General features: G+C 64.9%; 34 protein-coding genes and 1 tRNA gene. All 35 read left to right on the top strand.

The window, feature by feature from the left end; genetic code table 11:
• The first annotated feature begins 34 nt into the window (after positions 1-34).
• Positions 35-259 (top strand): hypothetical protein, encoded by a 225-nt coding sequence (locus BcFMB_RS07875; RefSeq protein WP_099721485.1) that lies wholly within the window; start codon positions 35-37, stop codon positions 257-259.
• 124 nt (positions 260-383) lie between these two features.
• Positions 384-1,163 carry a BRO family protein gene (locus tag BcFMB_RS07870; protein ID WP_099721484.1) on the top strand — a complete coding sequence of 260 codons (780 nt, stop codon included), beginning with the start codon at positions 384-386 and terminating at the stop codon, positions 1,161-1,163.
• Between the two features lie 2 nt (positions 1,164-1,165).
• Positions 1,166-1,351, top strand: coding sequence for a hypothetical protein (locus BcFMB_RS07865; RefSeq protein WP_099721483.1), 186 nt, complete (start codon positions 1,166-1,168; stop codon positions 1,349-1,351).
• A gap of 13 nt (positions 1,352-1,364) precedes the next feature.
• Positions 1,365-1,553 (top strand): hypothetical protein, encoded by a 189-nt coding sequence (locus BcFMB_RS07860; protein ID WP_099721482.1) that lies wholly within the window; start codon positions 1,365-1,367, stop codon positions 1,551-1,553.
• Positions 1,550-1,930: a hypothetical protein gene (locus tag BcFMB_RS07855; RefSeq protein WP_099721481.1), complete on the top strand. Its 381-nt coding sequence runs from the start codon at positions 1,550-1,552 to the stop codon at positions 1,928-1,930. Before BcFMB_RS07860 ends, BcFMB_RS07855 begins: the two co-directional genes overlap by 4 nt.
• A gap of 71 nt (positions 1,931-2,001) precedes the next feature.
• A complete protein-coding gene (locus BcFMB_RS07850) occupies positions 2,002-2,730 on the top strand; it encodes a hypothetical protein (RefSeq protein WP_099721480.1) in 729 nt (242 codons plus the stop codon).
• A 97-nt stretch (positions 2,731-2,827) separates the two neighbouring features.
• Positions 2,828-3,154 (top strand): HNH endonuclease signature motif containing protein, encoded by a 327-nt coding sequence (locus BcFMB_RS07845; protein WP_232513790.1) that lies wholly within the window; start codon positions 2,828-2,830, stop codon positions 3,152-3,154.
• 145 nt (positions 3,155-3,299) lie between these two features.
• A complete protein-coding gene (locus tag BcFMB_RS07840; RefSeq protein ID WP_099721479.1) occupies positions 3,300-3,728 on the top strand; it encodes a hypothetical protein in 429 nt (142 codons plus the stop codon).
• Positions 3,700-5,157: a terminase gene (locus tag BcFMB_RS07835; RefSeq protein ID WP_099721478.1), complete on the top strand. Its 1,458-nt coding sequence runs from the start codon at positions 3,700-3,702 to the stop codon at positions 5,155-5,157. The genes BcFMB_RS07840 and BcFMB_RS07835 overlap by 29 nt, the downstream gene beginning before the upstream one ends.
• On the top strand, positions 5,154-6,578 hold the full coding sequence (locus BcFMB_RS07830; protein WP_099721477.1) for a phage portal protein: 1,425 nt from the start codon (positions 5,154-5,156) through the stop codon (positions 6,576-6,578). The genes BcFMB_RS07835 and BcFMB_RS07830 overlap by 4 nt, the downstream gene beginning before the upstream one ends.
• Before the next feature lie 14 nt (positions 6,579-6,592).
• Positions 6,593-7,939: a VG15 protein gene (locus BcFMB_RS07825; protein WP_099721476.1), complete on the top strand. Its 1,347-nt coding sequence runs from the start codon at positions 6,593-6,595 to the stop codon at positions 7,937-7,939.
• A gap of 86 nt (positions 7,940-8,025) precedes the next feature.
• Positions 8,026-8,108 (top strand) — tRNA-Tyr (locus tag BcFMB_RS07820).
• A gap of 62 nt (positions 8,109-8,170) precedes the next feature.
• Entirely contained in the window at positions 8,171-8,767 is a 597-nt protein-coding gene (locus tag BcFMB_RS07815) for a capsid assembly scaffolding protein Gp46 family protein (protein ID WP_099721475.1), read from the top strand.
• A 19-nt stretch (positions 8,768-8,786) separates the two neighbouring features.
• Positions 8,787-9,749, top strand: a complete 963-nt coding sequence (locus BcFMB_RS07810; RefSeq protein ID WP_099721474.1) for a major capsid protein — start codon at positions 8,787-8,789, stop codon at positions 9,747-9,749.
• Positions 9,742-9,891, top strand: coding sequence for a hypothetical protein (locus BcFMB_RS09605; protein ID WP_157775209.1), 150 nt, complete (start codon positions 9,742-9,744; stop codon positions 9,889-9,891). The genes BcFMB_RS07810 and BcFMB_RS09605 overlap by 8 nt, the downstream gene beginning before the upstream one ends.
• Before the next feature lie 8 nt (positions 9,892-9,899).
• The gene (locus BcFMB_RS07805; RefSeq protein WP_099721473.1) at positions 9,900-10,298 is read left to right on the top strand and encodes a Gp19/Gp15/Gp42 family protein; all 399 of its coding nucleotides are present in this window, start codon (positions 9,900-9,902) and stop codon (positions 10,296-10,298) included.
• 82 nt (positions 10,299-10,380) lie between these two features.
• Positions 10,381-10,719 (top strand): hypothetical protein, encoded by a 339-nt coding sequence (locus BcFMB_RS07800; protein ID WP_099721472.1) that lies wholly within the window; start codon positions 10,381-10,383, stop codon positions 10,717-10,719.
• Entirely contained in the window at positions 10,716-10,961 is a 246-nt protein-coding gene (locus BcFMB_RS07795; RefSeq protein ID WP_099721471.1) for a hypothetical protein, read from the top strand. Before BcFMB_RS07800 ends, BcFMB_RS07795 begins: the two co-directional genes overlap by 4 nt.
• Positions 10,958-11,386: a hypothetical protein gene (locus tag BcFMB_RS07790; RefSeq protein ID WP_099721470.1), complete on the top strand. Its 429-nt coding sequence runs from the start codon at positions 10,958-10,960 to the stop codon at positions 11,384-11,386. Before BcFMB_RS07795 ends, BcFMB_RS07790 begins: the two co-directional genes overlap by 4 nt.
• Before the next feature lie 24 nt (positions 11,387-11,410).
• Positions 11,411-12,031, top strand: coding sequence for a phage tail tube protein (locus BcFMB_RS07785; RefSeq protein ID WP_157775207.1), 621 nt, complete (start codon positions 11,411-11,413; stop codon positions 12,029-12,031).
• 83 nt (positions 12,032-12,114) lie between these two features.
• The gene (locus BcFMB_RS07780) at positions 12,115-12,471 is read left to right on the top strand and encodes a hypothetical protein (RefSeq protein WP_099721468.1); all 357 of its coding nucleotides are present in this window, start codon (positions 12,115-12,117) and stop codon (positions 12,469-12,471) included.
• Positions 12,472-12,521: 50 nt separating this feature from the next.
• The gene (locus BcFMB_RS07775; protein WP_099721467.1) at positions 12,522-12,824 is read left to right on the top strand and encodes a hypothetical protein; all 303 of its coding nucleotides are present in this window, start codon (positions 12,522-12,524) and stop codon (positions 12,822-12,824) included.
• Positions 12,825-12,855: 31 nt separating this feature from the next.
• Positions 12,856-17,100 (top strand): tape measure protein, encoded by a 4,245-nt coding sequence (locus tag BcFMB_RS07770; RefSeq protein WP_099721466.1) that lies wholly within the window; start codon positions 12,856-12,858, stop codon positions 17,098-17,100.
• Entirely contained in the window at positions 17,097-17,921 is an 825-nt protein-coding gene (locus tag BcFMB_RS07765) for a hypothetical protein (RefSeq protein ID WP_099721465.1), read from the top strand. Before BcFMB_RS07770 ends, BcFMB_RS07765 begins: the two co-directional genes overlap by 4 nt.
• Positions 17,915-18,895, top strand: a complete 981-nt coding sequence (locus tag BcFMB_RS07760; protein ID WP_157775205.1) for a Gp37-like protein — start codon at positions 17,915-17,917, stop codon at positions 18,893-18,895. The genes BcFMB_RS07765 and BcFMB_RS07760 overlap by 7 nt, the downstream gene beginning before the upstream one ends.
• Positions 18,896-18,909: 14 nt before the next feature.
• A complete protein-coding gene (locus BcFMB_RS07755; RefSeq protein ID WP_099721463.1) occupies positions 18,910-19,890 on the top strand; it encodes a hypothetical protein in 981 nt (326 codons plus the stop codon).
• Between the two features lie 31 nt (positions 19,891-19,921).
• Entirely contained in the window at positions 19,922-20,686 is a 765-nt protein-coding gene (locus BcFMB_RS07750; RefSeq protein WP_099721462.1) for a hypothetical protein, read from the top strand.
• A 1-nt stretch (position 20,687) separates the two neighbouring features.
• On the top strand, positions 20,688-21,488 hold the full coding sequence (locus BcFMB_RS07745; protein ID WP_099721461.1) for a hypothetical protein: 801 nt from the start codon (positions 20,688-20,690) through the stop codon (positions 21,486-21,488).
• On the top strand, positions 21,485-22,036 hold the full coding sequence (locus BcFMB_RS07740) for a hypothetical protein (RefSeq protein WP_099721460.1): 552 nt from the start codon (positions 21,485-21,487) through the stop codon (positions 22,034-22,036). Before BcFMB_RS07745 ends, BcFMB_RS07740 begins: the two co-directional genes overlap by 4 nt.
• Positions 22,033-22,518, top strand: coding sequence for a hypothetical protein (locus BcFMB_RS07735; protein WP_099721459.1), 486 nt, complete (start codon positions 22,033-22,035; stop codon positions 22,516-22,518). The genes BcFMB_RS07740 and BcFMB_RS07735 overlap by 4 nt, the downstream gene beginning before the upstream one ends.
• 21 nt (positions 22,519-22,539) lie before the next feature.
• On the top strand, positions 22,540-22,962 hold the full coding sequence (locus BcFMB_RS07730) for a hypothetical protein (RefSeq protein WP_099721458.1): 423 nt from the start codon (positions 22,540-22,542) through the stop codon (positions 22,960-22,962).
• A 62-nt stretch (positions 22,963-23,024) separates the two neighbouring features.
• Positions 23,025-23,867, top strand: coding sequence for an N-acetylmuramoyl-L-alanine amidase (locus tag BcFMB_RS07725; protein WP_099721457.1), 843 nt, complete (start codon positions 23,025-23,027; stop codon positions 23,865-23,867).
• A 4-nt stretch (positions 23,868-23,871) separates the two neighbouring features.
• Entirely contained in the window at positions 23,872-24,204 is a 333-nt protein-coding gene (locus tag BcFMB_RS07720) for a holin (protein ID WP_232513789.1), read from the top strand.
• A gap of 276 nt (positions 24,205-24,480) precedes the next feature.
• On the top strand, positions 24,481-24,867 hold the full coding sequence (locus tag BcFMB_RS07715) for a hypothetical protein (protein WP_024541282.1): 387 nt from the start codon (positions 24,481-24,483) through the stop codon (positions 24,865-24,867).
• A 227-nt stretch (positions 24,868-25,094) separates the two neighbouring features.
• Positions 25,095-25,679 carry a M23 family metallopeptidase gene (locus BcFMB_RS07710; protein ID WP_099721456.1) on the top strand — a complete coding sequence of 195 codons (585 nt, stop codon included), beginning with the start codon at positions 25,095-25,097 and terminating at the stop codon, positions 25,677-25,679.

The raw sequence follows: 25,679 nt of genomic DNA, 5'->3' as shown, positions 1-25,679 counted from the left end.
ACGACTTCTAACCACTTCCCGAAAGGAACCACCAATGGCCACGAACGTCACCGAACGCGTCGCCACCCTCGAGGACGTGCTCGCCACGCTGCGCACGCGGATCGCGCACATCAGCGAAACCATCGCCGCCGACCCGCACGCCGACCACGACACGCTCGTCTACACGGCCGGCAAACTCGCCGCCCTCGCCGACGCGAGCGCCACAGTAGGCGAGATGCTCGCCGCCCTATGGGACACCACGCCCGGAGCGCATGCATGAAAGACATCGCCGCGCTCGCGATCCTGTGCGCCGCCATGCTGCTCGTCAGCTGGTGGAGCGACGCCCACCACTTCTAGATCCAGATCAGAACAAACGTTCGAACACGCACATGAAGGAGACCATCATGAACGAACCCGCCGTCTACGCCTTCCACGGCGCCACGGTCCGCATCCACACGGACGGCGACACCGTCGAATACTGCGCCCGCGACATCGCCGGCGCACTCGGATACGCGAATCCGAACGACGCGATACGACGCCACTGCAAGGGTATCGTGAAACGCTACCCCCTTGAGACAGCCGGGGGAACACAGGAGATGGCGTTCATCGGCGAGGGCGACGTGTACCGCCTGATCGTCTCGAGCCAACTGCCCGCGGCGGTCGAATTCGAACACTGGCTGTTCGACGAGGTCGTCCCCACCATCCGACGCACCGGCGGCTACATCCCAGTCAAGGCGGACGACGACGAGAAAAGCATCCTCGCCCGCGCCGTCCTCATCGCCCAGTCCGCGCTCGCGGACAAGGACCGCATCATCGCATCGCAACGCATGCGCATCGCGCAGACCGAACCGTTGGCCATGGCCGCGCAGGCATTGTGCGACACGAATGGCAGCATGAGCATCACCGACGCCGCCCGGCACTTCATGCAGCTCGACCGCACCATGTGCCGCAACCATGTCATCAGGCTGCTGCGCGCCGCCGGCTACCTCGAGCAGCGCACCCTCGCGCCCACGCGCAAGGCCATCGACCCCGGCTACCTCAAACCGATCGTCGGCAAACGCCACGACGGACGCCTGAGCAGACAATACGCGCACTTCACCACCAAAGGCCTCGGATGGTTCATCCAACGATTCATCTACGGCAACGCCCAAGGCGTCCTCGCCGGCACGGACAAGGAGCACTGACCATGACCACCAAGACGCAGATCGACCGCATCCTCAAAGCACACGCCAACAACATCCCGGCCGCACAGATCGCCGCACGCCTCGTCATCAGCGTCGCCGAAGTCAGCGACGTCATACGCACGGGCGGCCACACGCCACCACCCAAACCGGCCCCGCCAACCTTCAGCGACGTCCCGCTGTGGGAATGAGAAGGGAGAAGCCATGCCCGACGACCCGCTCAATGCCGCGCTCGCGGAAATCACCAACCTGTTCACCCGACGCCAGAAAGCGCTCGACCCGTGGACCAGCGACCACTACGACTACGACGACGGTTACACATCAGGCCTCGCGCAGGCCATCGCCATCATCGAAGCCCACCCGAACGCACACGACAAGGAGACCAAATCATGACCGACGCACCCAACACCCGCGTCTACGACGCACACACCGTGGCACAGACGATCCTCGCCGACCTAAATGCAGACGCACACTCGATCCTCGAGCAGCTCGTCGCCGACAGAATCAGCTGCGGCATGTGCGAAGGCACCGACGACATCGTCAGCGAGACAGTGACCGGATACGACTTCGACGATTGCGGCAACCGCAGGATGCGCGTCGAAGCCTACGACGCCAAAACGCAGACCATCGCGATCATCGACATCACCGACATCGTGGACACAATCCTCGACCTCACGCAAAACATATACGCCGCCCGGCTCAAGGATCTCGCTACCCGCTATGACCTTTTTCACCACCGCGGCATCTACGCCGACGAGGTCGAAGCATAAAGAAAGCCCCATCATCCTTCCGGAATCAAGGGCGACAGAACCACCATCCATGATACCGGAAGGACAACCGCATGCAGCCAGACACAACCCGCATCCGCCACGACATCCACGACCTGCGGGAACAGACGATCACACTCGACGCGCTCGCGACCCGACGCATCAGAGTCCGCCACGCCGGCACGCATGCACGCATGAGCAGCGCGCCCACACCGCTCAACCTGCCCGCCGCCGACCTGCTCGACCAGATCCACGCCCTCGCACGCCGCCTCGCCGGCGCCGCCGGCCTGCGCTACGGCAGGCGCATGGACGCGCACGACATGCTCAAGGGCCTCGACCGGACCGAGCCATGCGAGACGCTCGCAGCCCGCGCCGACGCATGGGACATCATCCGCCTGATCGACGACGCCACCTGGCACGCCCAGCAGCTCACCGAACCAGACCCCAGCCACCGCTGCATCGGCATATGCCCACGCTGCGGCGCCGGCGCATGGATCCCAGAAACCCAGCCAATCACTGGAGACTACCGCTGCCCAGAATGCGGACACCTCGCCGCGCTCGCCGGCATCACCCAAGCACACGAACTCCGCCTGCTCACCTCGGGAACCGTCGGCACCGCAGCCGACCTGTGCCGACTGCTGACCGCATGCGGCATCGCCATCAAGCGCAACACCATCACCCAATGGCGCAAACGCCGCCGCCTCACACCACTCGGCCAAGACGAACACGGGCATCCCGTGTACGCGCTCGCGGACATCCTGCTGCTGCGCCGCGCGGTTGACAGATCGGACTGTCACCGCTAGGGTTACTAGTATTGCGCGACGCGTGTAGCTGAGCGCGAGGTACGGCCTCGGACGGTGTGGACTGTCCGGGGCCGTGAACGTATCGGGGGAGCGGATCATGGGACGAGCCAATCCACGCAGCGCGAACGGGCATCGCCGCCGGCAGCTCAGGCAGCGCGTGCTCGCCGCGTACGACACATGCGCGATCTGCGGACAGCCGGTCGACAAGACACTGCGCTCGCCGCATCCGATGAGCGCCGAGGTCGACGAGATCATCCCGGTGTCGCGCGGCGGCGACCCGCTCGCATGGGACAACGTCAGGCTCACGCACCGACGCTGCAACCGACTCAAGAGCAACAAGAGCGACGACTACGCGCGCGCCAGGCTCGAGCAGCGGCCGCTACCACAGGCGGCGTCGCTGCCATTGCACGCGAGCGCATGGTGACGTCGGCCGACGCCGGCCCGGCCGGCGGATGGTGGGGAGGGTACCCCCGGCGGCCTCGGAAGGGCCACCTCGTGTGCAGTGCCGATATATTCACAGGGATCCGGTAAAAAGTCAGGCTGACGTTTTGGAAACGTAAGGAGCCGTCATGAAGTGCGTGATCTGCGGCAAGGAGTTCTCCGCGTCCGCGCACGCGCGCCGCAAACCCAAGTACTGTTCCGCCGCGTGCAAACAGAAGGCCTACGAGCTGCGCAAGAAGATCGGCGCGAAGCCCGATGTCAAGCGGGCGAGGAAGAAGGTGACGGTCCCGGTCTCCAGCGGCGTCGACGCCGAACTGGACAAGGACACGTTCGAGCGGATGCGGGACGGCGCGCTTATCGACACATTGCGATTCAACCGCGACGTGCTGCAGCAGGCGCTTGGCAATCCGGATACCCCCGCAAGCGCGCTCGCGGCGATCAGCAAGCAGCTGATCGACGTATGCAAACAAATAGAGGATCTGGAAGCGGACGACGGCGACATGCTGCCGGCCAGTGAGGAGCTGAACGATGACGCAATCCTCACCGACCTCATCTGAGCCACGCCTGAGCGAACTCGCCAAGCATCTGAAATACCCCGACGGCATCGTGCGCTCCGACTGGAACGCGATCAGCCGCCTCGCCGCGAAATGCGGCATCACGTTCGACCGATGGCAGGCCGGCCTCGGCACGCTGCTGTTCGGCAAGACAAAGGACGGACAGTATGCGGCCGGCACCGGCGGCGCGGCGATGAGCCTATGCCGCCAGGTCGGCAAGACGTTCCTGATCGGCAACAGCGTCAACATGATGTGCATCCTCAAGCCGAACACAACGGTGCTGTGGACCGCGCACCGGACGCGCACCGCCGGCGAGACGTTCCGCCACATGCAGGCCCTCGCCCAGAACAAGGCGGTCGCGCGCCACATCCGCACAGTCTCGCGCGGAGCCGGCAAGGAGGCCATCGAGTTCACCAACGGTTCGCGTATCCTCTTCGGCGCTCGCGAGCAGGGGTTCGGCAGAGGCTTCGACGCGATCGATGTGGAGATCTTCGACGAGGCGCAGATCCTCACGGAGAAGGCGCTCGAGGACATGGTGCCCGCCGTGAACGCCGCGCCGAACGGCCTGATCGTCTACATGGGCACGCCACCACGCCCGAACGACCCGAGCGAGGTGTTCGCGCGCTTGCGACGCGAGGCATTGTCCGGCGAGCGCGGCCTCATGTGGTGCGAGTTCGGCGCGGACGACGGCGTCAAGGACCTCGACGACCACGAGCAATGGCGTAGGGCCAATCCGAGCTATCCGCGACGTACGAGCGAGAACAGCATCCTGCGTCTGCGCCGCCAGCTGTCCGACGACGCGTTCCGGCGCGAGGCGTTGGGAGTGTGGGACAAGACCGACATCGCCCACGCCATCGACCCACAGCAGTGGGAGCAGGCCGGCGTCAGCGAGCGGCGCGACGGCGGGGCGGTCTCGTTCGCGGTCGACATGCCGCCGGACCGTGCGAGCGTGGCTATCGGCGCGTGCATGCGGTATGCGGACAAGACCGCCCACATCGAACTCGCACGCTTCGAGAGCACCGGACGGAACGGCCTCGCATGGGCGGTCGACTGGATCGCCGAACGATGGGCCCGCACCTGCACCGTCGTCATCGACGCCCAATCACCGGCCACCGTGCTCGTGCAGGACCTCAAGGCCCGCGGCGTACGTGTCACGTTGACCAACTCCACCGATATGGGGCAGGCATGCGGCCGGTTCGTCGATATGTTGCGTGACGGCACACTGCACCACCTGCAAGGCCAGGAAGCGCTCGACATCGCCGTCAGGGGCGCCACGAAACGCAACATCGGACAATCCGGAGCGTTCGGCTGGAACAAACGCACCGCCGACGTGGACATCAGCCCGCTCGTCGCCGTCACGCTCGCACTGCACGGGGCGTGCACCACACACCGCAACCCGCTCGAGACCAGAAGGGTGATACGACTGCCATGAGCTTGACCTTCCCCAACACGATCAGCGGACTGGACTCCGACGAGCGCAGGCTCTACCGCACGCTCCTGCGCCGTCTGACCGCCAAATGCAAACGCAACCGGCTGCGCCGCGCCTACATGGACGGCCGCAACGAACTGCACGACATCGGCTACGCGTTGCCGCCCGTCGCCGCCGACATCGACATCGTCGTCGGCTGGCCCGCCAAAGCCGTCGAGGGACTCGCGAACCGCGTCGTCATGGACGGGCTGCAATCCGAATCCGGCGACGACCTGACCGAGCGCGTGCGGTCCATCATGGACGTCAACGACCTGATGGCCGTCGCCGACAGCGTGCACACCGACGCGCTCGTGCACTCCTGTTCCTTCGTCGCCGTCCTCGCCGGCGACACGGATCTGGGAGAGCCGGACGTGATCGTCCAGGAATTCACCGCGGACGTGGCCACCGGCATCTGGGACAAGCGCCGCCACCGGCTCGAAAGCGCGCTCCTGTTCGACGTGTCCGACGACTACAAGCACATCGACTGCGCCTATCTGATGCGCTACGGCATGACCATCACCATCGAACACGACCGCACCGGCTGGCACGTCGCCGATCGCTACGAGGACGACGCGGAGCGCATCCCGTGCGAACTGTTCGCCTACAAGCCCGACGAGCGCCGACCGTTCGGACGCAGCCGCATCGACCGCGCCGTCATGAGCCTGACCGACAGTGCCGTGCGCACGTTCCTCCGAAGCGAGATGCAGGCCGAGCTCTACTCGGTGCCGCCCCGCTACATCCTGGGCGCGAGCGAGGAGATGTTCTCCGACGAGGACGGCAACCCGATCCCGCGCTGGCGGCTCATGCTCGACCAGATGCTCATCCTGCCGCGCGACTCCTCATCCGGCGAAGTGCCGCAGGTCGGCCAGTTCACCCAGTACAGCTTCGAGCCGCACAGCGCGCAGCTGAGGCAGACCGCGACGATGTTCGCGTCCGCCACGAGCCTGCCGCCGGACGCGATGGGCGTGCTCACCGACAACCCCAGCTCGGCCGAGGCGATCGACAAGGCCACCAAGGAGCTTTGCCTGCTCGCCGAGAAATGCCACCGATGGTTCGGCAACCCGTGGCGTCACGTCATCGACCGCGCACAGCGGGCCGCCGGTGACGGCGACGTGCAGGCCGTGCGCCCCCAATGGCGCAACCCGTCGACGCCGAGCCGGGCGGCCGCAGCGGACGCCGCGGTCAAGCTCGTGCAGGCCAACATCCTGCCCGCCGACTCCGAGGTCACCTACGACATGCTCGACCTGAGCGACGAACAACGCAGGATACTGCGCACCGAACAACGCCGCAAAGCGGCCGAAGCGGCCATCGAACGGCTCTCCACGCAAGGGGCGCATGAGACTGGCTCCATAAGCGACAAGCCGACGGGAGCCGAGGACGCCTAGAAGGGAGACCGGACATGCCTGGACTCGCGTGGGACAGTCCGGTCTCCGACGATTTCCAAAACAAGCTCGACGCGGCGTATGAGCAATACCGCGCAGACGTTGCCAAGCTCCAACAGGGCGCCCGCGCGGACGCCGCCGCGATCTGGACTGACGATTTCACCTTCCCCGACGCAGAGGCACGCCATGAGGAGCTACGCAACATGCTCGACCGATACGCCGATCGGGCCAACGTGCTCGGTCAGCGCTACTACGATACGGTGCGCACGCTCACCGAACAGGAATACGGGATACTGCTTCCTCCGCAGGGTCCTATCGATGCCGCGTCCTCCGACCGCCTCATCTGGCAATTGGCCGGCGGTTCGAACCACACCGACTATCCCGGACTGCACCTGCCGGACGTGATACCGGACGCGGACGGCAACGTGCACAACGACTACGGACTGCGCCTCGAGGATCTTTTCCCCAAAAGCGACAATCTGAACGATTGGCTGGGATACATCGACCGATGGTGCATGTCAGGCACACGCATGGGCATCGAGAATTGCGTCAGCAACGACACGTCGAACCCGCGATGGGCGCGAGTTCCCAAAGGCAAGACGTGCGAGTTCTGCATCATGCTCGCCAGCCGCGGCTATGTGTACTGGAACAAGGAGACCGCGTCACTTGGAGGCTCGTTCCACGATGGAGCATGCGACTGTGCCGTCGTTCCCAGCTGGGTCGCATCCAAGATAAGGGGATATGACCCAGAACAGCTCAGACAACGATGGCAGGCCTGTGCGGATACTGTGGCAGGCCTCACCACGAAAGAGGGATATGCCAGCTACGTGCAGGCGTTCGTTGCGGACGGACGACACTCGGAACCGCTCTCGTACGACCATTGGAAACGCAACATCGAACTCGCCGAAGCTCGGTGGCGCGATCGCACATGGCTCAACGGGGGACCTGAACCGCCAATCACGTTTGCAACCGAGAAACTCCGCGAGGAAACGGAAAGAGCGCGACCGCAGGAGATACGCACGGCACAAAGACTCCGCAAACACGGTGTCATCCCAGCCTTCCAAATTGACTCCCGGCCTGTTATCAATCCCGACACCGGAATAGAAGAGTCAGTGGGATTGCCTGATTGGGCTGGAGGGGTTGAGATCAAGACCCCTGACAAGGCCAAAGCATTCCGATCTATCGATGGATATCTGGGAAGCGCAGCTAAGAAAGAAGACTGCAAACGTCTGATTATCGACAACACCGAAAATCCGAACATGAGCGACGACACACTCATTGAATACATCCATCAGAGCAACAGGTTCAAAAGAGGAATGATCTACATCCTCGATAAGAAGCAATCCCTCCTACGAATCAGATAGGCGTCTCAGAAGCTACCAAAATGGCGGCAACCGGGACGCCTATTACCTTCATCATAACACGCTACGGCCTTGGGCCGTATCTATACGGTGGATTGCCGCAGTAGCCGACCGGAGCCGACTGTAAATCGGCCGCCATTGAGCCGCGCAGGTGCAAATCCTGCATCCACCACTCATCGCGGACCCCGCACGCCGCGTCGCTAACCGTGCGCACCAATAGCAAAGGAAACAGCAATGCCGAAACTGCACAACCCCGACCTCTGGCCGCAGTCCGATCCGCACCCGTACCGCACCATCGACTCGGGCTCCGAGGGCGGCTCGTCCGACCCCGAGGCGAAGGATCCGCCGCATGGCAATCCTGATGGCGGACGCGGCAAGGACGATCCGGGGACGTCCAAGGAGTTCAGCCACGCGCTGGCCAAACGCGTAGCCGAGATCGAGCAGAAGTACGAGGCCAAGCTCAAGGACTACGAGCAGCTCAAGAAGAAGGCGGACGCCTACGACGAGCAGCAGGAGTCAGGCAAGTCCGACATGGACAAGCTCAACGAACGGCTCGCCGCGATCGAAGCGGAACGCGACAAGCTCGCCGCCGAGAAGCAGCGCCACGAACTCGTCGCCCGCGTCGCCAAGGAGACCGGTCTGCCATCGGACGTGCTCGCCATGCTCTCCGCAGACGACGAGGAAAGCCTCAAGGCCGCGGCCGAGACACTCAAGGAACAGTTCGGCAAAACGGGCCGCAGGGGCGCGCCGCCGGCCGGCCACTCCGACGGGCGCACGCCCAAGGACGACCGGCACGGCATGGACCTGCTGCGCGACGCCTACAGCAACTGACTAACGAAAGGAAGCCATCATGGCCATCACATTGACGGAGGCGGCGAAACTGTCGACCACCGACCTGCAGAAGGGCGTCCTCGAGACGTTCGTGCAGACATCCCCTGTCCTCGACCGCCTCCCGATGCTCGAGATCGAGGGCAACGCCTACGCATACAACTCCGAGGCGACCCTACCGGGCGTGGAATTCCGCGCGGTCAACGGATCCTACTCCGAATCCACGGGCACCGTCAACCAGAAGAGCGAGACCCTCGCGATCCTGGGCGGCGACGCGGACGTGGACCGCTTCATCCAGCAGACCCGCTCCAACCTCAACGACCAGCGCGCCACCCAGACCGCGATGAAGGTCAAGGCGATCAGCTACAAGTTCCAGGACACGTTCATCAACGGCGACTCGTCCACCGACACGAACAGCTTCGACGGGCTGAAGAAGCGCCTGACCGGCAACCAGGTCATCGACGCCGCCACGAACGGCCTGCCCGTCGTGGGCAGCTCAAACGCGGACATCCACACGTTCCTCGACAAGCTCGACGAACTGCTCGCCGCCGTGCCCGGCATCAACGGCACGAACGGCGCGATCTACGCGAACGCGAAGATCATCCGCAAGATCGCGTCCGCACTGCGCCATGTGGGCCTGGACACGGTGCTCATGGAGGACATCACCGGCAAACGTGCCATCCAGTGGAACGGCATCCCGATCCTCGATCTGGGCACAACCGCCGCATCCTCGCCCGTCGACATCCTGCCATTGACAGAGACGCAGGGCACCTCCCACGAATCCTCCTCCATCTACGCCGTCAAGTTCGGCGCGGACGAGGGCGATCAGGCCGTCACCGGTCTGACCAACGGCGGCGTGCAGGTCGAGGACCTCGGCCAGCTGCAGAGCAAGCCAGCCTACCGCACGCGCATCGAGTTCTACTGCGGACTGGCCGTGTTCGGCGGCAAGGCCGCGGCACGCCTGAAGGGAGTGCTCAATGGCTAGGAAGACCGAGGATCCGGCCGTGCAGCCATCGGACGCCGGTCGCATCGAGGTGTTCGAGGTTGACTGTCCCGACGGCGTGCGACGCCGCGTGACGCGCAACATCGACACCGGCGAGCAGACCGTCGCACCCGTCGACGAATAGGGGGCGTCATGAGCCTCGATAATGGGGCGTTCGCCACTGTGGACGAGCTCGAAGCCGGCTGGCATCCACTGCTCGATGCGGAACGGGCCCGCGCCGGCATACTGCTGGAGCGGGCCTCGCGCCTGATACGGGCGCAATGCCCAAGCTGGCTACGGGCGGAGGAAGTGAATCCAGGCATCTGCGCCGACGTCTGCTGCGCGATGACGCAACGGGCCATGGCCACCTCGGGCGCTGACATCCCTGACGGCGTCAGGCAGATGAGCCAGACCACCGGCTCGTTCCAGGATTCGTGGACGTTCGACAACCCAAGCGGCGACCTCTATCTGCGTGACGAGGAGCGGCGCGCGCTCAACCCACGGCGCGGGCGCGCGTTCACCATCACCTACGCACACAGTCGTGTCGAATAATGAGACGAAAACGTTCACGAAATAGTGCTAGCACATTGACAAATATGCGTGACTACGCTACGCGAATCGGGGAGGTTTCGGCATGATCCCATCGGACTACGAGACCGTCACCGTGCGCCGCAGCAGCTCACGCATGGTCGACGGGCGGCGTGTCGCCGGCGAGCCCGAGCCCGTCGGGCAGATCGGCGTGCTCGTCGCACCGGTCACGCGCGAATGGTTGACGCAGACGGGCCGGGTCACGCTCAGATCCGGTGTCGACCTGTACCGGCGCGGCCATGCTGTGCTCGACATGCGCGAGGGCGACCTCGTCGACGTGCGCGGCGAGACGATGGTCGTCACCGGCTCGCCCATGCAATGGCGGCGCGGCGACCGCGTCATCGGCTGGCAATGGCACTGCGAACGCAAGGAGGACACCATATGAGCCGTACACGGGTGAAGGTCGTACTCAACCGCGAATCCGTACGAGAGCAGCTGCTGCACAACCGGCAGCTGCTCGACGAGGTGCAAAGTAAGGTCGAAGGCATGGCCAACGTGCATCCAGCCATCAAGGTGTACCGCAACACGGACAGGGGACGCGGCAACATCGTCGCCACGATCCCGATGTCGGTCGAGGACGCGCACCGCGGCCTGATGGCCGACATGCTCGGCAAGGTGCGCATATGACGCCGCGTCTGATCGGAGAGGACCCATCGAAGCGGATCCTCGCCCTCGTCACGGCAGCGATCGGCCCGGTGCCCGCCGGATACGACATGCCGCCGGCCGACACGCAGGGACGACGCGTGTTCCTGACCCTGTCTGCCGGTGCGATGCGCACGCTCGCCAGCCAACGCTTCACGCTCACGCTCAGCGCCTACGCGCACCATCCACACGGCCACTGCGACCACGCGCAGGCCGTCTCCCTGTGGAGACGCGGCGTCGACGCGATCCTCGCTGGTCGCACGCTCTACCCGCTCGTCGACGCCCAAGTGCAGTCGGGGCCCATCGACGCCCACGATGGCGCATTGGACGTCGACTACGTCTACGGAGCCGTCCTGCTGGACGTCGCCGCGACCATCACAACCCCAACCACAACAAACCCAACCCACTGAACCCACTGATGGAAGGACATCATCATGGCAGACACCACAGGCTTGGAGACGTCGCTGCTCGCCGCAGGCGCGACCGGACTCGAATTCGTCTCCGACGGCAACAACGCCGCCCTCGTCGGCCTCATCAAAGAGAGCGCGATCTTCAAGTTCGGCCTCGAGGAATCCGTCGGCACCCTCAACGGAAACTGGCGGCCCACGCCCGGCAAGCAGCCCTTCGGCTACATGTCCGAGGACGGCATCACCATCCACGCCGAAGCCGGCGACGACACCGACCTCAAGGGCCACAACGGCGACAGCGTCGTGAGCATGACCACCGGCTCCTATTGGACCGTGCAGCTCAGCGCCCTCGAATCCAAGAAGGAGGTCATCGAAACCTACTTCGACACCAAGGTCGCCGCCGACGGGTCGATCACGCTCACCAGCGCCGAGGTCAACTCCTACGCCCAGTACGTGATCGCCGGCATGACCCAGTCCGGACACCTCATCGTCCTGCACCTGCCCAAGCTCAAGGTCTCCGAACGCGACGACATCACCTGGACCGTCTCCGACCTGCAGGCGTTCAACATGACCTTCCGCGCATTCAAGGGCGACGGCAACGCCCCCTACATGATGAAGGCATGGGGCTTCGCACAGGACACCGACTGAACCACCACCGCCACGGCGGCCGACGGCCCTACACCGTCGGCCGCCCACACCCACGCACCACATCTGAAAGGACCCATGACCCGATGAGCGACACGACCTACCTCGACCTGACCCCCACCGACACCGTCGACGACCACGACGCCACACCCGTCCACATCCAATACGGCACCGTGAAGATGGACCTGCCCCGCCTCGACGACAGCACCCACCTGCCCACCGCCGTCATCATCGTCAGCATGCAGGTCGTCTCCACCGGATGGGACAACCTCGACTACGAGGACAAGATCCGCGTCATGGCCACCATCCTCGCATGGCTCACCAGCAAATACCCACGCCTCGAACGCGAACTCGACACCAAAAGCGGTGACAAACTCGCCGACCTCGGCCGCATCATCGGCGCATGGGCCGACGCCACGAAGGACCTCGACCCAAAAGCCTGACCCTCCTAGACCTATGGCTCAACCACCACTGGGCCCTGCAACACGACTGGATGCGCGCATGGCACGAACGCCTCGACCTCAAACGCACCCCGCTGTACGTCGCATGGCCCATGCTGCGCGAAATCCTCAAGGACCGCGCCACCTCCCACAGCTACGCCGCACTCGCCTCGATGGGCTGGATGCCAGCCGACGCCGACCGCACCCTGTGGGCGTTGAGCCAATCCGGCAGCAAGACACGCACGACGCCGCCATGGATGCGACCCGACCCGCTCACCTCGAAACCCACGACGCGACCGCACCATGACATGCGCCTGCGCGGCATGCTCGCCGACCGCCTCGGACTGAACGAATAACCCAACCACGACCGCAAAAGGGGGATGAGCAATGGCACAGGAACTCGGCACCGGCTACATCATCATCAGCCCCAGCACCAAAGGCCTGGGCAAGGCCATCGAAGGCGACATCAGCCAGTCCGTGGACAAGGCCAACACCGCCAGCTCCAAAAGCATCCTTAAAACCATGGGAGGCGCCCTCGGCAAGGTCGGCAAGATCGGCGTCGCCGGCGTCAGCGCCATCGGCGGCGCCATCGTGGGACTGGCCGCCAAGGGCGGCTTCGACCGCGCCCTGAACGTCGAACGCGCCCAGACCAAACTCAAGGCACTCGGCCACGACACCAAGAGCGTCGACGCGATCATGAGCGACGCGCTCGCCTCGGTCAAGGGCACGGCTTTCGGCATGGGAGACGCCGCTTCCGCCGCCGCGGGCCTGATCGCGTCGGGCATCAAACAGGGCAAGCAGCTCGAGACCGTCCTGACGACCGTCGGCGACGTCGCCCAGATCAGCGGCCGCTCCTTCACGGAGATCGGCACGATCTTCAACAAGGTCGCCGCCACCGGCAAACTCCAAGGCGACGAGATGCTCCAGCTCATGGAATCCGGCATCCCCGTCCTGCAGTACCTCGCCGACCACTACAAGACCACCGCCGCCGAAGCGCAGAAGATGGTCTCTGACGGCAAGGTGAGCTTCGAGGACTTCGAGACCGCGATGCGCGAACACCTCGGCGGCGCGGCCAAGAACGCCGGCGAATCCTTCGACGGCATGGTCGCCAACGTCAAGGCCGCCCTGTCCCGCCTCGGCGAAGGCTTCGAGACACCGCTGATCGGCAGCCTGACCAAACTCGGCAACAAGATCATCCCCGTCATCGACAAGATCGTCGCCGCCACCAAACCACTGCAGGAGTCCTTCGCCGGCCGCCTCGCCACGGCCGCCGACAAAGCCGGACAGGCCATCGACGCCTTCGCCGCCAAACTCGACGCCGGAGAGGTCTCGCTCGCCGGCATCGCCACACAGCTGGCGACCGCGACCGGCGGCTTCGGCGCGCTCGCCGCGATCGGACCGCATCTTGGCGACGCCATGGGCGCCCTCGACCAACTCGGCGCATCCGGGCAGAAGGCCGCGGGCATGCTCAAACAAGCCGGCAACAACATCGCCCAAGGCATTACCGCCGGCTTCGACGGGGCAAAGACCAGCCTGACCAAATTCGCCGGATACTTCAACTCCGACCTGCGCGACCAATTGCGCCTGAGCGGAGACTTCGGAGCCGACGTCGCCAGCGACGTCGCCAAGGGTCTTACCAACGTCAAAGGCACCATCTCGAACAGCCGTCTCGGAGACGCGGTATCCGCGCTCGCAGGCAACATGAGGAGCGGCTTTTACCGGCTTTCGACGGGCATCGGAGACCAGTTCTCCGTCATCGGCAGGTATTTCAACGCACAGGCGCGCCAGTCGCTCATGCTTGACGGTGATCCGGTGGCGGGCGCCGTGCAGAAGATCTCTGGTGGCATGGGTCGTATATCCGGCTCCATATCTCAAGGATTCTCGAAGGTATCCGGTGTTTTCGGCTCGCTCGCCTCGAAGATTGGGCAGCAGGCGTCCAAGGTGGGTGACGTGTTGGCCCCGTTCGGCGACGCGCTGGGCAAGCTCGGGTCGACCGTCTCCCAGAAGCTGCAGTCAGGCCTGTCCACGGTCGGCGGCGTGCTCGGCAGGTTCTTCAGTCCCGGCAACCTCATGAAGGTCGCCGGCGTCGGTGCGATCGCCGGCGTGTTCGTCGCCGCGTTGGGCGCCATCTCGCAGGGCATGGGAGGACAGCTCGATCAGCTCGTCACGCAGTTGACCGGACAGTTCTCGCACATCCTCGCCGAGGTCGGCAGCTGGGTGCGCGAAAGCCTGCCGACGATGATGCAGGCAGGCGTCGACCTGCTCACCAACCTGCTTCAGGGCGTTCAGTCCACGCTGCCGCTGCTCGTGAGCGTCGCGGGCGCCGCGATCTCGACGCTGTGCGAGGGCATCGCGCAGGCGCTGCCCACGCTCATCCCGATGGGCGTGCAGCTGATCATGGGTCTCATCGAATCGCTCGTCGCGCAGATCCCGATGCTGCTGCAGGCTGGCCTGCAACTGCTGCAGGGACTGGCGGACGGCATCATCGCCGCACTGCCAGTGCTCACGGCGCAGCTGCCGGTCCTCATCCAGACGATCCTCGACGCGGTCTCCACCGGTCTGCCGATGATCCTCGAACAGGGCTCGCAGATCCTGCTCAGCCTCATCAACGGACTTGTTGCCGCGATGCCGCAGCTCGTGGCGATGCTGCCTGTCATCATCGACTCGATCATCAACTTCCTGACGGGCAACCTGCCGCAGATCATCGCCACGGGCGTGCAGGTCCTCGTCGCGCTCGTCAACGGCTTGAGCCAGGCGATCCCGCAGCTCATATCCTACCTGCCGCAGATCATCGCGAGCATCGTGCAGGGCATCGCGTCCAACCTGCCGCAGATCCTCGAAAGCGGCGTGCAGGTCCTCCTCGCGCTCGGCAACGGCCTCGTCCAGGCGATCCCGCAGCTGCTGGGCATGATTCCTCAGATCATCACCGGCATCAAGGACGCGTTCACGAGCGTGGACTGGGGCGAGATCGGCCGCAACCTGCTCGAGGGCATCAAGAACGGCATCATGGGCGCGGCCGGATCATTGTGGGAGGGTGCGAAGAGCGCCGTCGGCGGCATGGTCGACAAGGTCAAGGGCTGGCTCGGCATCCACTCGCCGTCCACGCTGATGGACCAGCAGGTCGGCCAGATGATCGGCGAGGGCATCGCCCAGGGCATCACCAACAGCGAGGGCTCCACGACCGGCGCCGCCGCAGGCATGGTCGAAAGCCTCACGGCCGGCTTCGACGGCGCGAAGACCATGGTCGCCGACCTCGCCTCCCATGTGGGCGAAGTCTGGACGCAGCTGTGGACGAGTCTGAACACGACCGCCACGAGCGCATGGCAGTCGATCAACACGACGATCACGGCCGGCGTGCAGACGATCACGGCGAGCCTGACGGGCGGGTCGACCGGCATCGGCATGGCATGGCAGATGGCATGGCAGTCGCTGACCATGGTCACGCAGCTCGCATGGCAGAACATCGCCATGACCGTCACCACGGGCATGACGCAGGTCGGCGCCGTCATCACGGGCGCGTCCGGCGGCATCACGTCCGCATGGCAGATCGCATGGCAGGGCGTGGCCGCCGTCACCGCGTCCGCATGGGCGGCGATCCGCGCGAGCGTGCAGACGGGCGTGCAGTCCATCGCCGCGCAGATCGGCGCGAGCGGCGTCGCCATCCGCGTCGCATGGCAGAACGCGCAGGCCGGCATGACGCAGATCACGCGCACCGCATGGAACCAGATCCGTGCGAGCGTGCAGACCGGCGTCACTCAGATCAGCATCGCCGTCACCGCAGGCGTCACCCAGACCGCCGTCGCATGGCGCTCCGGATGGAACATGATCAGATCGACCAGCACGAACATCTGGAACGCGGTGCGCATGCAGGCCACGCAGGGCATGACGCAGATCATGCGCGCCGTGCAGAACGGCATCAACCAGGTACGCAACGCATGGAATCAGGGATGGAACGCCCTCCGCTCCGGCTACGGCAACATCTGGAACGGGCTGCGCGCCGGCACCGTCAGCGGTATCAACGGCGTCGTGTCCGCGACCCGCAGCGTCAAATCAGGCATCATGAACGTGTTCAGCGGATGCGACACATGGCTGTACCAGTCGGGCGTGTCCATCATGGACGGCCTCGCTTCCGGCATACGCGCCGGTACGCCCGCCGCGGTCGCCGCAGCGAGGAGCGCCATGGAGCAGGTCAACCGCAACATGCCGCACTCGCCGGCCCCCGAAGGCCCCTTCTCGGGACGTGGCTGGACGCTCTACTCGGGCATGAGCATCATGGAGGCGCTCGGCGACGGCATCACGGCCGCCGCTCCGGACGCCGTGCGCGAGACGGCGCGGGCCATGGGTCTCGTATCCGACGCGCTCGACGTGCACGTGCGCATCCGCCCGACCGTGGACGTGCAGGAGTGGACGTCCGGCATCGCCGGGCTGCTCGGCGACCTGACCGCCCGCGCCGCCATGGACGTGCGCGCCCGACTGCCGGAAACGGCGACGGCGGACGCGACTGCGACGCTCGCCGATTTGTTGGGTGAGCTCATCCGTACGGTGCGCATGCTCGGCCTTGACCTGCCCGGCATCATCGCGTCGAGCACGCCCACGATCTCACGACGCCAGCTCAGGAGGGTCATCGCATGAACACCGTGTGGATCGAACAGGCCGGCAAACGGCTGAGCTTGGACGGCGACGACGGCCTGTACTCGCAGGAGACGCTCGACGTGCGCGGCTACGCGCCAGATACCGGCGTGCAGGCGCGCAGCGTGCTCGTCTCCACGCCGTCACGGCAGGTCGAGGTGGACGTCGCCGCCATCGGCGAACGGCCCATGCTCGACCTGCTGCGCGTGGGTCAGGCGAGCCTGTCCGGCATCACGACGACGCTGCACGTCGACGACCACTACCAGCGCGTCGCCGTCGTCAAGTTCACGGCCGACGAGGTGCGTCCGCGCTATTCGCGAGCCAAACTCGTCCTGCAGCTGCTCGACGGCGTCTGGCTGCGCGACGGCGACACGGTCACCATGCGCACCGGCGACCAAGCCGCGGACGTACAACTCGACCATCCCTACGATTTACCGTACGACTACGGGCGCACCGCCGCGCAGCGGTTTTTGAGGCTGACCGGATCGTCGAGCGCGGACGTGCTGCTGCGCATCCGGCTCATCGGCCCGGCCGCGTCCGCCCCGTCCATGACCATCAACGGCAACGTCTACCGGTACAACGCCACGTTGGCCGCCGGCGAGAGCGTGCTGGTCGACCCGGTGGACCGCACGGCCGTCAAGACCGACGCCAACGGCGGCAGCCATGACGTGTTCGCCGAGTTGGAACGCGGCGACGGACTGGACCGTGGCGAGTATTTCTTCCAGCCGATCCCGTTCGTCGCCGACCGCTCCTATCCGGTCGTGTTCGACGCGGACTGCGACGTCGAGATCACACCCATCTACCGGGAGGTCGGATTATGGTGATACGGCTCGCGCCCGCCATGGTCGTCAGGCACGGAGCCACGCTGCGCGAGATCGTCGACTACGACCTCGATCTGGCGTTCGGCAAGAGCGAGAACAACTTCCAGCTCGACACGCTCCTCGATCTGACGCCGGGGTCGCTCATATGGATCGACGGCAGCGCCTACGGAGGCATCATCGACTCCGTGCGCACCGCCACCGGATCGCATGTGCGCGCCTACAAGGGGCGCACATGGACCGGCATGCTCGACGACCGCGTCGTATGCCCGCCCGCCGGGCAGGACTACTACACGCTCACGGGCGATCTGAGCGCATCCCTGCCGCGTCTGCTGTCCGACTGCACGTTGACTCCGTCGCCGTTCGGCAAGGTCACGGCGCAGACAGGCGTGTCCAAGACATTCCAGGCCGACCGGTACGTCACCCTGTTCGAGGCTTTGGACAAGCTCATGGACGAGATCGGATGGAAGTACGTGTGGGGCATCGACGCGGACACGCCGACGATGCGGTTCATGCCGGCGGTGACGCATGTGGTGGACGCCACCAGCATGGACGCCGAACTCGAGAAGGTGCGGCGCCGCGTCAACCATCTCATCGGCCTTGGCAAGGGCGAGCTCAAGGACCGTGCGGTCGTGCACCGCTACATCGGGGCCGACGGCAAGGTCACCACGCGACAGTACTACTTCGGCGTCGACGAGGTCGAGGCGACCTACGAGCTGAGCGACAAGGACGGTGCGGAGCTCACGCGCGCGGTCGAGGCGAAGCTGCGCGAACTGCAGCAGGTCGACGAGGCCGACATGGACTATCAGGGCGGCGCCGAACGCATCGACGTGGGAGACAGCCTGCTCATGCAGGACGACGACGCCAACATGCGCGTGAGCGCGAAGGTCACCAAGAAGATCGCCCAGGTGCAGGACGGCACCCTGACCGTGTCCGTCTCATGCGACAACACGACGATCACCGCCGCCACCGACCGATAACAAAGGAGCACAGCATGGCCGACTACAACACCCAAGTCCCCGTCAACCTCGTCACCGGCAAAGCCGGCACCCCGCACGTCACCAGCGCCGACATCGGCAGCTTCAACGCGGCTCTGCAGGGCGCTGGACTCATCCGCTACCCGGACGCGAACGGCACCGTCCCCGCCATCACCATGGCCAGCGCGACCAGCGTGACGATCCCGCCGATGAGCGTCCTCGTCGACGGCCGATACGCCCGATGGACGGACGCGAAGGTCCTGTCCATCGACGCCGGCACCGACGGACAAAACAGGATCGACGACATCATCCTGCTCTACGAACGCGACGACTCCACCGGCGTGGAGAAACTCAGCCTCAAGGCCAAGAGGGGCACACCGACCGCGTCGACGCCCACACCGCCCGGATACGACACCTCCGCCAGCATCCTCGCCGGCAGCGCCCACGCACCCGTCGTCCTCGCACGCATCCGTCTGACCGGCACCAGCGTTACCGGCGTCACGATGATGGGCACCGTACGCACCAACCCCATCACCACCGGCATGCGCGTCGCCACCAAGGCGCAACTCGCCCTGCTGCCCGTCACACCCGGCGCCACCGTCTACTGCGACGAGGACGGCCACTGGTACGGCGCCACCGGCCACGACGCCACATGGCGCGACTGGACCCAGCTCACCCTGTCCGCCGGCGCCTCCGGATGGAGCACCGCCTACAGCGCGACCCGCAGCGGCGACATGCTCACCATCAGCCTCAAAACCACCCGCACCGGCGGCGCCACCACACTCAACGCATGGGCCACCGGCGTCGACATCCTCAAACTCCCCGAAGGCTATCGGCCACGCATCAGCGACATCAACGTCCCCGTCATCAACTCAAGACCCTCAAACCCGATCTTCTACCAGATCAACAGCGCATCCATCAGCGTACGCGCCTCCGCCAAAATCAGCATCCCCACCGGCGACTGGATCAGCGCAACCATGAGCTTCCCCGTAGCCTAACTAACGGTCAAAAAAGGAAAGGAACCCGGACATGGCCACCATCCACATCAAACTCAACCACGCCGTCAACGGCGGCACGTCACCCTGTGAAGGCAAGGTGCGCTTCATCCCCCTTCGACGATACAACCGAGGCGACACCGTGATCGTCCCCAAACCATTCGAGGTCACACTCGCCGACGGCGAAGCCAACGCCACGATCATCGACACCGATGCCATTGGCTGCTGGGCCGTCACCGAACTGCCCGGCACGCCGCAGGAATACACCCGCTACGTGCAGGTCCCCACCACCAGCGGAACCCTCGAATACACCGACCTCATCGACGTCAACCCGACAACGCTCCTGCCCGCCGCAGTCAGTGCAGGCCCACTCCTGCAGATCGCGCTCGCCGCCGACGCACAAGCCGCGCTCGCGTACAGTCGCACCCATCCGGACACGCTCGTCCTCTACAGCGAGGAGGCCAGCATCAGCGCGATGACAGCGACCGTCGCCGACATCGCCGCCGTGCGTGCCTCCGCCCAGACACAGGCCAACCATGCATCCGCAGCCGCGGTCAGTGCCGGCACGGACGCGCAGACCATCGCCGCAGCCGCACGGACCGCCGCGCACAACCTCACCCGCGTCGAGGACGCCGCAAACAGGATCACCGCGATCGCCGACGCCATCACCACACCGGGCACACCAGCCACGCCGGACGAACCGACTGCGCCGGACGAGACGACCGACCCGACCGAGACGGAAGAAACCGCCACTCCGGCCGAGACGACCGAGATGGACCCGCACAGCGAGGAGGCCTGACATGGGCGGCTACTATGGAGGAAAATCCATCGGCGTCCCATATCTCAATGGCGAAAAGCACAACATGATCCGGGCCAATGCCTGCTTCTTCCCGCCCTTCTACAAGCTCGCCGACTACTGGACGCGATGGGAAGGCCAGCCCAACAACAGCGTCAGCCTGCTCATGCTCAAATGGGACACCAGCGAAATCTACAACTGGCACTACGAATGCGCCGACGATGGGCACTCTCCGCGCTCGCTGACGTACCGGTTCGCGGACGAGCTGCACGACGGACGCACCGTCGTCCCCATCGAGAACTATGTGCGCAACCCCGTACCGATCTCCTCCGGCGAGCACCTCGTCGCAAGCGGGGCCGGCATCCAGATCGAGCATTACGAGACGAGCGTCAAGCTCACCAACAACAACGCCGCCTCGGACACGCTCAACGAAGGCTGGATCATGACCGAGGTGACGCTGCCAGCCGGCGACTACGAACTGCGCGTCAACGTCGTCAGCGCGAACACCACCTACGGCGATCCGCAGGGGCCGATTATCAGCGTCGCCGCCGCCGACACGACGATCGCGTCCGCCGACTATCAGGGCAACGGCATCATCCACCAATGCAGCTTCTCGCTGCCACGCCGCCGCAAGGTGGCGGTGCGACTGCACGCCAACGTCATCCCCGGCGCCGCGTTCGCGGCAAGCCGCTTCGACCACATCATGTGCATGAGCACAGCCGCATGGGCCGAACTCGACGCGCTCGGCCTGACATGGTTCGACGCCGACACCGTGTCAGACCCGATCTACCAGGAGGCATCATGATCACGAATCTGTGTAAGACACCGAATGGAACGGTGGCGAGTTCATACCAGTATAAAACCGAGCGACGTCAAGAGGCGTCGGGCAAATGGTCATATCGCGTGAATAACACTTCTGGCGCCGCCGGCACATTCGCATTCAAAATGGGTACCAGCAGACTTATGGTCGGCGGCTGGCTTGTGTGTGTCTACTCATGCGCGGATCCGTTAGCGCTGACCTCGATCTTTGACAGTCGTTACGGGCGCATCGGCGGTACCGTGATCGAGACGACCATTGGTGGGGTCATTTCCGACACGATGGGATGGGTCGCCGCCCAGGTTGCCGAACTGTCCGAGAATGAGATCTGGATCGAGAAAACAGACGGCTGGGTCACCCTAGAGGGGTGCGCGGCATTCACTGAAGAGGACTGGCGGCATATGCTCGAATACTACCGTAACGGCATTTTAACGTTCCCTTGGGTTGATGGCGAAACGCTCAAAGCGGGGGGGGTGGGGTTGCCTCATAGCATTCCTTGTCATCATCCACATCTCGGTGTGGAGGTGGCGGCATGAGCGTCCGTAACCTCATGACGAATCCTGTGCCGACATCGACCACTGGATGGGTGCAGTTCGGCGGCTGCGACTATCGTCTTACCGACCGTGGCATCCACGTCACCAATCTGGTTGGCGGCCCCGGCAATGGCATCGAGTATAAGCTGCTGGCCCTGCCCACCGGAGACTATGTGTACGGTTTCTACTCGTCATGTCCCGACCATGTCAACGGCGATCAGCTCTCGCTGATCAAGAGCACAACCAATGCGACCTACCTGTGCGTGGTGCGCCGCACCCAGAAAGACGGTTTCTACACGGCATCGTTCACACTACCGGAGCCTGGATGCTCGCTCATGTTCGTCGCGCCGAAGAACCAAGGCGGAGCGATGAGCGTGAGCGACTTCATCATGACGCCGGCAAGCGAATGGCCTACGGTGCAGGCGTTGCACGAATCCGGCGGTCTGCCAGAACCATATTTCAACGGAGCCACCTGCACATCCTAAACGACAAAGCATGGAGGACGGATGAAGATCCTGAGCGTCGAGGTACTGACGATGATCGCCACGATCCTCGGATCGAACGGCGTCATCTACCTCATCGCCAAAACCATGCTGACCCGATGGGAGACGAAACATCCCGTCGTCATGCGCGACGACCGTGTCGACGAGCTGCGCGCCAGCGTCGACAAGCTGCGCTCGCAGGTGGACGAGCTGCGTGACACGCAGCAGATCCTGCGTACGGCCGTCATCGAGCTCGCCTACCTGCGCATCTCCGACAAGCACGAGCGATACTCGCGGCGGGGATGGGCGCATCCCAACGAGAAGCGCGTGGTGCAGCGCATCTACGTCGCATACCATTCGCTCGGCGGTAACGGCACAGGCAGCGAACTCAACCGCGAGGTGCAGAACATGCCGTCGTACCCGCCCGACGAGCACGAACCGGAATGATCAATTACAAGGCCACGGCAATCACGCCGTGGCCTCTTATCCAAACAATCGAAAGGACCATCATGAAGAACTGGGACAAGCTCGAGGCCGACCGCGACCTCATTCTCGACAAGCATTTCACCGGAGGCCGCAACGGCTGCAAGATCGACAAGGTCATCCTGCACCACAACGGCGGCAACCTGTCCGGTGAAGGCTGCTACAACGTGTGGCAGACGCGCGAGGCGTCCGCCCATTATCAGGTCGATGCGAACGGCGTCATCACGCAGATCGTCTGGGACAGCGACACCGCATGGCACGCCGGCGACTACCAGGCCAACTGCACGTCCATCGGCATCGAGCACGCCGACATCTCGACGAACCCGTGGAAGATCAGCGACGCCACCCTCGACAACGGCGCGCACCTGACCGCGGCCGTCTGCAAATACTACGGCCTCGGCCGCCCGCAGTACGGCAAGAACGTGTTCTTCCACAAGGACTTCAGCCCGACCGAATGCCCCGCGTCGATCGCCGGCTCCCAGCGCGACGCCTACATGCACCGCGCCCAGGAATGGTACGACAAGATGACCGGGAGCAAGCCGTCCGCAACGGCAAAGCCCGCGGCCAAGCCGTCCGCGCCGGCGAAGAAGAGCGTCGAGACCGTCGCGCGCGAGGTCATCGCCGGCCAGTGGGGCAACGGCGACGACCGCATGGCCCGCCTCAAGCAGGCCGGCTATGACGCGCAAGCCGTACAGAACCGCGTCAACGCCTTGCTCGGTGTCTCCACACCCAGCCCGAACGTCGATCTCAACGCGCTCGCGGATGCGGTCATCCGTGGCGACTACGGCAACGGAGCCGAGCGCCAGCGCCGCCTCGGAGCCAACTATGCGGCCGTGCAGGCCATCGTCAACCGCAAGATGGGATGGTAACACCATGACCGACGACCACCTGACCGATGACGACCTCGACCGCATGCACGACGATGCGGATCAGCCGCTGCCTGACAGCCTGCCAACCGGTGACCCATCGGCGGGGTCGATGCGCGTATGGGTGCGCGCCGCGCTCATCCGCGCCCTAAAAACAATGGCGCAGGCCGCGATCGGCGTGCTGGGCACGGGTGCGATCGGGCTCATGCAGGCCGACTGGGCCAATGTCCTGTCTATCTCTCTCATGGGCGGTGTGCTCAGCCTCCTGACGAGCATCGCCGGCATCCCCGAGGTCGACGACGGCTCCAGCCTGGCATCGATCGCCGATAGCACGAAATAACAGCCAACCATGTCCCGCTCCGCTGCCTCGTTTGGCAGGGGAGCGGGACTTTTTCTGTTTCCTGCGGTGCGAGTAGAATAAAACAAACACATGGATGGTCACATCGTGAGATGGGACAAAACAGTGGACATAAATCGTCGGGTATGCCGACAGTGTATGAATCGCAACGGTTCCAGAGCGTTGTGTTCAAATCCTGTCAGCCCGACGGAGATACTCGGAGCCACCCTTCACGGGTGGTTCTTTTGCGATAGTTCCGTATTCGGACAGGAGGGGCGTATGAGCGCGAACGCCGATGACCGTCATGCGCTCGAGCAGCTCGCCGAGGAGTCGCGGCATGAGCAGATCTCCTACTACCGCAAGCCGTTCATGGTGCTGTGGGCGGCGGTGCAGGAATCGTCGGCGGAACTCGTCGAGGACTACGGCATGTCGCCAGAGCTCGCCCAGCTGTGGGTCGCGGAGCGGCTGCGGCAGGTGTGCGATTCGCTCGTCGACCGTCTCGCCGAACGCGCGGTCGGCCACGGTGTGAGCAAGTCGAACGTGTCGCGCGCGGCGGGGGCGAGTCCGACGAACGCGCTGCGGCGCTTTCCGCGGCTGCGTGACCTCGACGAAGGGCGCACGCCGAGGCGCACGCTCATCGACGACGTCCTCGATTCGCTCGACTGACCGTCCTCCGGCGGCCGCTTTTGCCGATTGCTGATCCGTTTCCGATTCCCCGTCGACGATTTTTTGTTGCATATGCGACGGCTGTCCACATCGATTGGTCCGTTTCGGCCGCGACACGCCGTGTTCGGGACCGTCCGTACACATGTCCCCGTCGCAGTGGACATGCGCGCCCGTGACGTCGGATAGTGGAACGACGACGTTGTTCCACCATCCGAAGGAGGAGTCATATGGGACATCATGATGAGCAGGCACGCGCACGCCGGGTCCGGCGCAGAAGGCGCCTCGAGGCGATGCGCGGACGCCGGCGGCTCAATGCGCTCGTTGCGGCGTCGACGCTGGTCGTCGCCGCAACGACGATGGTCGCCCTCGGCATGCGCACGGGCGACTGCGTCTACGCCGAGGGAGGCTGCGAGCCGTCGATGGTGCTGCCGGTCAGGGGAGGGGCCGTCATGGCGCGTTTCGACGGTCCGGCGCAGGTGTGGCTCGCCGGCCACCGAGGCGTCGACATCGAGGCCGACGAGGGCACGACGCTCGTCGCTCCGGCGGACGGCACGGTCAGCTTCGCCGGAAAGGTGGGCGGCAAATCGGTCGTGAGCATCGCGCACGGCGCATGGACGCTCACCTTCGAGCCGGCGGTCACGGCGCTGGCCGTCGGCACGGAGGTGCACCGCGGACGTCCGTTCGGCACCGTGTCCGGGTCGAGCGACCACTGCGACGGCGCATGCGTGCATTGGGGCGTGCGCACGACGGGACGCCGGTACGTCGACCCCGAACGGTGGTTGCGCCCGCAGCGCGTCGTGCTTGTCGAATGA

This window comes from Bifidobacterium choerinum, assembly GCF_002761235.1.
GTDB classification, from domain to species: Bacteria; Actinomycetota; Actinomycetes; order Actinomycetales; family Bifidobacteriaceae; genus Bifidobacterium; species Bifidobacterium choerinum.
Note: the sequence above shows the minus strand (reverse complement) of the source record. Positions and strands in the feature narration are given on the sequence as shown.